Here is a 7327-nt window from a genome sequence, read left to right on the forward strand (position 1 = left end):
GCTCACGCCTCCTTGAACGGGAAGCCCAGGGCACGCAGCAGCGCCCGGCCTTCATCGTCGGTCTGAGCGGTGGTCACGACGGTGATGTCCATACCGCGCTGACGGTCGACCTTGTCCTGGTCGATCTCGTGGAACATGACCTGCTCGGTGAGACCGAAGGTGTAGTTGCCACGGCCGTCGAACTGCTTGGGCGAGAGGCCGCGGAAGTCACGGATACGCGGCAGCGCCAGCGACACCAGACGGTCCACGAACTCCCACATGCGGTCACCACGGAGGGTGACGTGGGCGCCGATCGGCTGACCCTCGCGCAGCTTGAACTGCGCGATGGACTTGCGGGCCTTGGTCACGGCCGGCTTCTGGCCGGTGATCGCGGTCAGGTCCTTGATCGCGCCCTCGATCAGCTTGCTGTCACGGGCCGCCTCGCCGACACCCATGTTGACCACGACCTTGACCAGGCCGGGGATCAGCATGACGTTCTCGTACGAGAACTGCTCGTGCAGCTGGCCCTTGATCTCGGAGTTGTAACGCTCCTTGAGGCGGGGGGCCACCTTCTCAACAGTCGTCTCAGACATCAGATGTCCTCACCGGTCCGCTTGGCAACGCGGATCTTGTTGCCCTCGTCGTCGAAGCGGTAACCAACGCGGGTGACGACCTTCTTGCCGTCCTTCTCAACGACCAGCTGGACGTTGGAGACGTGCACCGGGGCCTCGACGGTGACGATGCCACCCTGGGTGCCCGGGCCCGGCTTGGTGTGCTTCTTGACCCGGTTCACACCCTCGACGAGGACCTTGTTCTCGGCGGGCATGGCCTGGATGACCTTGCCCTGCTTGCCGCGGTCCTTGCCGGTGATGACCTGAACCAGGTCACCCTTCTTGATCTTCATGCTGTTCGCCATGGGTTAGAGCACCTCCGGCGCCAGCGAGATGATCTTCATGAACTTCTTGTCACGCAGCTCGCGGCCCACCGGGCCGAAGATGCGGGTGCCACGGGGGTCACCATCGGTGTTCTTCAGAACAACCGCAGCGTTCTCGTCGAAACGGATGTACGAGCCATCCGGACGACGACGCTCCTTGACGGTGCGAACGATGACGCACTTGACGACGTCACCCTTCTTCACCGAACCGCCGGGGATCGCGTCCTTGACGGTGGCGACGATGACGTCCCCGATACCGGCGTAGCGGCGACCGGAGCCACCGAGAACACGGATGCAAAGGATCTCCTTGGCACCAGTGTTGTCGGCGACGCGCAGTCGCGACTCCTGCTGGATCACAGCTTTCTCCTGATCGTCAACGAGAGTCGACGGGCCGGCCGCTGCTCACTCGATCGTCTCTCGACATCGAGCACATACGGCCGTACCACATCGGCTTCGTTACTTGGCCTTCTCGAGGATCTCGACGACGCGCCAGCGCTTCGTCGCGGACAGCGGGCGGGTCTCCATCAGGAGGACCCGGTCGCCGATGCCGCAAGCGTTCTGCTCGTCGTGCGCCTTCAGCTTGTTCGTACGGCGGATGACCTTGCCGTACAGAGCGTGCTTGACGCGGTCCTCGACGGCGACGACGACGGTCTTGTCCATCTTGTCGCTGACGACGAGACCCTCACGGGTCTTGCGGAAACCGCGCGTCTCGTTGGTGTTCTCAGTCATCAGGCGTTCTCCACCGTCTCGATGCCCAGCTCGCGCTCGCGCATCAGGGTGTAGATCCGCGCGATGTCCTTACGGACGAGCTTGAGCCGTCCGTGGTTGTCGAGCTGCCCGGTCGCCGCCTGGAAGCGGAGGTTGAACAGCTCCTCCTTGGCCTCGCGGAGCTTGGCAACGAGACCCTCGTTGTCCAGCTCGCGCAGCTCAGCAGCCTTGGTGCCGGCCGACATCAGCTCTCACCTGCCTCGCGCCGGACAATCCGGCACTTCATCGGGAGCTTGTGAGCTGCGCGGGTCAGCGCCTCACGAGCCACCTTCTCGTTGGGGTACGACAGCTCGAACATGACCCGACCCGGGTGCACGTTCGCGATCCACCACTCGGGCGAACCCTTACCGGAACCCATGCGGGTCTCGGCCGGCTTCTTGGTGAGCGGGCGGTCCGGGTAGATGTTGATCCAGACCTTGCCACCACGGCGGATGTGACGGGTGATCGCGATACGAGCGGACTCGATCTGACGGTTCGTCACGTAGGCCGGGGTGACGGCCTGGATGCCGTACTCGCCGAACGCGAGCTCGGTGCCACCCTTGGCAGCGCCACGGCGCTTGGGGTGGTGCTGCTTGCGGTGCTTGACCCTACGAGGGATCAGCATGGGGTCAGGCCTCCGTTCCGGTGTTCTCAGCAGCCGGAGCCTCGGTCACCGGGGCCGAAGCCTCGGTGCCCTGCGGGCGACGGCCACGGCCACCGCGCTCGCCACCACGGGCGCCGCCACGCTCGCCACGCGCGGGGCGGGCGTCGTTGCGGGCCGGGCGGTTGCCCGAGCGGGCAGCAGCGTTCTCAGCGCGGACCTCGGCGATGTTCTTGACGTCGCCCTTGTAGATCCAGACCTTCACGCCGATGCGGCCGAAGGTGGTCTTGGCCTCGAAGAAGCCGTAGTCGACGTTCGCACGAAGGGTGTGCAGCGGCACACGGCCCTCGCGGTAGAACTCCGAACGGCTCATCTCGGCGCCGCCGAGACGACCGGAGCACTGGACCTTGATGCCCTTGGCGCCGGCCTTCATGGTCGACTGCATGCTCTTACGCATGGCGCGACGGAAGGAGACGCGGGAGGACAGCTGCTCCGCGACGCCCTGAGCCACGAGCTGGGCGTCCAGCTCGGGGTTCTTGACCTCGAGGATGTTCAGCTGGACCTGCTTGCCGGTCAGCTTCTCCAGGTTGCCCCGGATCTTGTCGGCCTCCGCGCCGCGGCGGCCGATGACGATGCCCGGACGCGCGGTGTGGATGTCGACGCGGACGCGGTCGCGGGTGCGCTCGATCTCGACCTTCGAGATGCCGGCCCGCTCCATGCCCTTCGTCATCATGCGACGAATGGCAACGTCTTCCTTGACGTAGTCCTTGTACAGCTTGTCGGCGTACCAGCGGGACTTGAAGTCCGTGCTGATGCCGAGGCGGAACCCGTGCGGGTTAACCTTCTGGCCCATTACCGGGTCCCTTCCTTGCTGCTGACGACCACGGTGATGTGGCTGGTCCGCTTGCGGATCCGGTAGGCACGGCCCTGGGCACGCGGGCGGAACCGCTTCAGGGTCGGGCCCTCGTCAACGTACGCCTCGGAGATCACGAGGTCGTCCACGTTGTTGTGGTTGTAGTTGTGCACGGCGTTGGCGATGGCGCTGTCGAGCACCTTGCCGACCGGCACGGTTGCGGCCTGCGGAGCGAAACGCAGGACCGCCTGGGCCTCCGTGGCGTTCAGGCCACGGATGAGGTCCACCACGCGGCGGGCCTTCATGGGCGTGACGCGGATGTACCGCGCCTGGGCCCTGGCTTCCATGGTTGTCCCCTTGCTGGTGTAAGTCATTGAGTCTTGCTGGCGCTCAAGCTCGCGACGCTTAGCGACGCTTCGACTTGCGGTCTTCCTTCACGTGCCCCTTGAAGGTGCGCGTGGGGGCGAACTCGCCGAGCTTGTGGCCGACCATCGACTCGGTGACGAACACCGGGACGTGCTTGCGGCCATCGTGAACCGCGATCGTGTGGCCGAGCATGGCCGGGAAGATCACGGAACGACGGGACCAGGTCTTGATGACGTTCTGGGTGCCCGCCTCGTTCTGCGCGTCCACCTTCTTGAGAAGGTGGCCGTCGATGAAGGGGCCCTTCTTGAGACTGCGCGGCATCTGACCTGCTCCTAGCGCTTCTTGTTGGTCTTGCGGCGGCGCACGATGAGCTTGTCCGACGCCTTGTTCGGGCGACGGGTGCGGCCCTCGGGCTTGCCCCACGGCGAGACCGGGTGACGACCACCGGAGGTCTTACCCTCACCACCACCGTGCGGGTGGTCGATCGGGTTCATGGCGACACCACGCACGGTCGGGCGGACGCCCTTCCAGCGCATACGGCCGGCCTTGCCCCAGTTGATGTTCGACTGCTCGGCGTTGCCGACCTCGCCGATGGTGGCGCGGCAGCGGGCGTCGACCAGGCGGATCTCACCGGAGGGCATGCGCAGGTGCGCCATGCGACCCTCACGGGCGAGGAGCTGGATGCCGGCACCGGCGGAGCGGGCCATCTTGGCACCGCCACCGGGACGGAGCTCCACCGCGTGGATGGTGGTACCAACCGGGATGTTGCGCAGCGGCAGGTTGTTGCCCGGCTTGATGTCGGCCGCGGGGCCGTTCTCGATCCGGTCACCCTGAGCAACGCCGCGGGGGGCGATGATGTAGCGCTTCTCGCCGTCCGCGTAGTGCAGGAGCGCGATGCGCGCGGTGCGGTTCGGGTCGTACTCGATGTGAGCGACCTTGGCCGGCACGCCGTCCTTGTCGTGACGACGGAAGTCGATCACGCGGTAGGCGCGCTTGTGGCCGCCACCCTGGTGGCGAGCGGTGACACGACCGGCGTTGTTACGGCCGCCCTTGCTGTGCAGCGGGCGAACCAGCGACTTCTCCGGCGTGGACCGCGTGATTTCGACGAAGTCGGCCACGCTGGAGCCACGGCGGCCCGGCGTAGTCGGCTTGTACTTGCGGATACCCATTTTCGTCCTCGTCCTTATCGACGATCACGACCCCGTCAGGCGGAGGCCGGACCACCGAAGATGTCGATGCGGTTGCCCTCGGCCAGCGTCACGATGGCGCGCTTGGTGTCCTTGCGCTTGCCAAAGCCCGTCTTGGAGCGCTTGCGCTTGCCCTGACGGTTGAGCGTGTTGACGGCCTCGACCTTGACCGAGAAGACCGCCTCGACGGCCTGCTTGATCTGGGTCTTGTTGGCACCCGGCGACACGATGAACGTGTACTTGTTCTCGTCGAGGAGCGAGTAGCTCTTCTCGGAGATGACCGGCTTCACCAGGACGTCACGCGGGTCCGTGTACGTCTTGCTCGTGATCTCTGCAGCCATCAGGCGGCGCTCCCTTCGAGCTCGCCCTCAGCGGCAACAGCCTTGGCGGACGCGGCCGGACCGGCCACGAAACGCTCGAAGGCAGCCTGGGTGAAGACCACATCGTCGGAGACGAGCACGTCGTAGGTGTTCAGCTGGCCGGCGTCCAGGATGTGCACGTTCGGCAGGTTGCGAGCGGACTTGAGGCCCAGCTCGTCCGCACGCTCGACGACCAGGAGGACGTTCTTGCGGTCGGTGATCTTGCCGAACAGACCCTTGGCGGCCTTGGTCGACGGCGCCTCGGTCGCGACCACGTCGGTGACGACGTGGATGCGGTTGTGGCGGGCCCGGTCGGTGAGCGCACCGCGCAGGGCGGCAGCGATCATCTTCTTCGGGGTCCGCTGCGAGTAGTCACGCGGCACGGGACCGTGCACGACGCCACCGCCGGCGAACTGCGGCGCACGGGTCGAGCCCTGACGGGCGCGGCCGGTGCCCTTCTGGCGGTACGGCTTCTTGCCGCCGCCGCGGACCTCGCCACGGGTCTTGGTCTTGTGGGTGCCCTGACGGGCGGCAGCGAGCTGCGCCACGACGACCTGGTGCATCAGCGGGATGCTGACCTTGGCGTCGAAGATCTCGGCGGGCAGCTCGAGGCTGCCGGCCTTGTCGCCGGCCGGCGACAGGATGTCAATGGTGCTCATATCCTCACAGCCCCTTCGCCGCGGTGCGGACGAGGACGAGGCCGCCGTTCGGGCCCGGGATTGCGCCCTTGATCAGGAGCAGGCCCTTCTCCGCGTCAACGGCGTGCACGGTCAGGTTCTGGGTGGTCACACGCTCGTGGCCCATCCGACCCGCCATCCGCATGCCCTTGAACACGCGACCCGGGGTGGCGCAGCCACCGATGGAACCGGGCGAACGGTGCTTGCGCTGGGTGCCGTGACCGGCGCCGAGGCCCTTGAAGTTGTGACGCTTCATGACACCGGCGAAGCCCTTGCCCTTGGAGGTGCCGGTCACGTCGACCTTGACACCCGCCTCGAACAGCTCAGCGGTGATCTCCTGGCCGAGGGTGTACTCGGACGCGTCCGAGGTACGCAGCTCGACCAGGTGGCGGCGCGGGGTGACACCGGCCTTGGCGAAGTGGCCCGCGAGGGGCTTGTTCACCTTGCGGGGGTCGATCTCGCCGAAGCCGATCTGCACGGCGTCGTAGCCGCTCGCGCTGTCGGCGGTGTGGACCTGGGTCACGACATTGGGCCCGGCCTTGACGACGGTCACCGGAACGATCCGGTTGTTCTCGTCCCAGACCTGGGTCATGCCGAGCTTCTCGCCCAGGATGCCCTTAATCTGCTTTGCCATCTTCGTCGCGCCTCTCAGAGCTTGATCTCGATGTCGACGCCGGCCGGAAGGTCGAGGCGCATCAGCGAGTCAACGGTCTTCGGGGTCGGGTCGAGGATGTCGATCAGACGCTTGTGAGTGCGCATCTCGAAGTGCTCGCGCGAGTCCTTGTACTTGTGCGGCGAGCGGATGACGCAGTACACGTTCTTCTCAGTGGGCAGCGGCACCGGGCCCGCGACCTGCGCACCAGTGCGAATGACGGTCTCGACGATCTTCTTCGCCGAGGAGTCAATCACCTCGTGGTCGTAGGCCTTGAGCCGGATGCGGATCTTCTGTCCCGCCATGGCTACTCAGTAGTCCTTTGTCTCGTCTGCTGCTTCTACTGCCGGATTCGTCCGGGTGGACTGGTCCGGTGGCGCCCCTGGGTGGTTGCCGTCCGACCCACGCGGTCGGGCGTGTCGCACTCCCGCTTGCAAAAAATCCGATCAGGGTTCCCCCTGGATCAGATTTCCGCCGGTTCGGCAGGTCTTGCACCCACCAGGCGCCGGATCGAGGCCCCGCACACGCTTCCCGGAAGATTCCCGTACGTCCGCCCCGCAGCTGCCGCGGTGTCGACTACACACCACTGCATTCACATACAGCACGTGAACACATGAACGGCCATCACGGGAACGACGAGTACATGGGACTCGCTTCCGGTCCTCCCGACGGGAGGCGCGCAGCATCGGCACTCAACCGAGCAACTTGGACATACTGCCACACCTGGCGTTCGGAAAGCCAATCGGGGCCGTCCGGGTCACCTGTCCCACGGGGCCTTGCGGCCGCAGACCGCGGGCCAGTCGCCGGCCGGGACGCCGCCGCACCACAGGTCCTTGTCGTCGTCCGCGTCCTGGCCGAAGTAGGAGATGTCGACCGGGTCGCAGACGGGCACCGGCGAGTGCGCGGGGCACCTGCCGTCCGGCCGCTGCACGGTGTGGGCGCGCCAGGCGTCGAGGCCCATGGTGCCCTTGG

15 protein-coding genes are annotated in these 7327 nt (G+C 66.3%); all 15 read right to left on the bottom strand.

Translation table 11 applies throughout. The features are described 5' to 3' along the window. Positions 1-2 precede the first annotated feature (2 nt). The gene (gene rplE / locus AA75_RS34075) at positions 3-572 is read right to left on the bottom strand and encodes a 50S ribosomal protein L5 (RefSeq protein WP_033824225.1); all 570 of its coding nucleotides are present in this window, start codon (positions 570-572) and stop codon (positions 3-5) included. Next, the gene (rplX, locus tag AA75_RS34080) at positions 572-883 is read right to left on the bottom strand and encodes a 50S ribosomal protein L24 (protein ID WP_030055828.1); all 312 of its coding nucleotides are present in this window, start codon (positions 881-883) and stop codon (positions 572-574) included. Before rplX ends, rplE begins: the two co-directional genes overlap by 1 nt. A gap of 15 nt (positions 884-898) precedes the next feature. After that, positions 899-1270 (bottom strand): 50S ribosomal protein L14, encoded by a 372-nt coding sequence (gene rplN, locus AA75_RS34085; protein ID WP_030263487.1) that lies wholly within the window; start codon positions 1268-1270, stop codon positions 899-901. A 99-nt stretch (positions 1271-1369) separates the two neighbouring features. Beyond that, complete coding sequence (gene rpsQ / locus AA75_RS34090) at positions 1370-1642, bottom strand: 30S ribosomal protein S17 (RefSeq protein ID WP_033824226.1); 273 nt, start codon at positions 1640-1642, stop codon at positions 1370-1372. After that, positions 1642-1866, bottom strand: a complete 225-nt coding sequence (gene rpmC, locus AA75_RS34095) for a 50S ribosomal protein L29 (RefSeq protein WP_030055825.1) — start codon at positions 1864-1866, stop codon at positions 1642-1644. The genes rpsQ and rpmC overlap by 1 nt, the downstream gene beginning before the upstream one ends. Further along, positions 1866-2285, bottom strand: coding sequence for a 50S ribosomal protein L16 (gene rplP / locus AA75_RS34100; RefSeq protein ID WP_033824227.1), 420 nt, complete (start codon positions 2283-2285; stop codon positions 1866-1868). The genes rpmC and rplP overlap by 1 nt, the downstream gene beginning before the upstream one ends. A 4-nt stretch (positions 2286-2289) precedes the next feature. After that, a complete protein-coding gene (rpsC, locus tag AA75_RS34105) occupies positions 2290-3114 on the bottom strand; it encodes a 30S ribosomal protein S3 (RefSeq protein ID WP_033824228.1) in 825 nt (274 codons plus the stop codon). Then, entirely contained in the window at positions 3114-3461 is a 348-nt protein-coding gene (gene rplV, locus AA75_RS34110; protein WP_033824229.1) for a 50S ribosomal protein L22, read from the bottom strand. The genes rpsC and rplV overlap by 1 nt, the downstream gene beginning before the upstream one ends. 58 nt (positions 3462-3519) lie before the next feature. Further along, on the bottom strand, positions 3520-3801 hold the full coding sequence (gene rpsS, locus AA75_RS34115) for a 30S ribosomal protein S19 (protein WP_033824230.1): 282 nt from the start codon (positions 3799-3801) through the stop codon (positions 3520-3522). 11 nt (positions 3802-3812) lie between these two features. Further along, the gene (gene rplB, locus AA75_RS34120; RefSeq protein ID WP_033824231.1) at positions 3813-4649 is read right to left on the bottom strand and encodes a 50S ribosomal protein L2; all 837 of its coding nucleotides are present in this window, start codon (positions 4647-4649) and stop codon (positions 3813-3815) included. 35 nt (positions 4650-4684) lie between these two features. Beyond that, positions 4685-5011 (bottom strand): 50S ribosomal protein L23, encoded by a 327-nt coding sequence (rplW, locus tag AA75_RS34125; RefSeq protein WP_149038535.1) that lies wholly within the window; start codon positions 5009-5011, stop codon positions 4685-4687. Beyond that, positions 5008-5685 (bottom strand): 50S ribosomal protein L4, encoded by a 678-nt coding sequence (gene rplD, locus AA75_RS34130; RefSeq protein WP_033824233.1) that lies wholly within the window; start codon positions 5683-5685, stop codon positions 5008-5010. The genes rplW and rplD overlap by 4 nt, the downstream gene beginning before the upstream one ends. 4 nt (positions 5686-5689) lie before the next feature. Further along, positions 5690-6337: a 50S ribosomal protein L3 gene (gene rplC, locus AA75_RS34135; RefSeq protein ID WP_033824234.1), complete on the bottom strand. Its 648-nt coding sequence runs from the start codon at positions 6335-6337 to the stop codon at positions 5690-5692. A 14-nt stretch (positions 6338-6351) separates the two neighbouring features. Beyond that, entirely contained in the window at positions 6352-6660 is a 309-nt protein-coding gene (gene rpsJ, locus AA75_RS34140; protein WP_012785157.1) for a 30S ribosomal protein S10, read from the bottom strand. Between the two features lie 452 nt (positions 6661-7112). Continuing rightward, positions 7113-7327: hypothetical protein (locus tag AA75_RS50115; RefSeq protein ID WP_158515607.1), on the bottom strand; the 215-nt coding region annotated here is incomplete at its 5' end.

The organism is Kitasatospora sp. MBT63, assembly GCF_000710465.2.
GTDB lineage: Bacteria > Actinomycetota > Actinomycetes > Streptomycetales > Streptomycetaceae > Kitasatospora.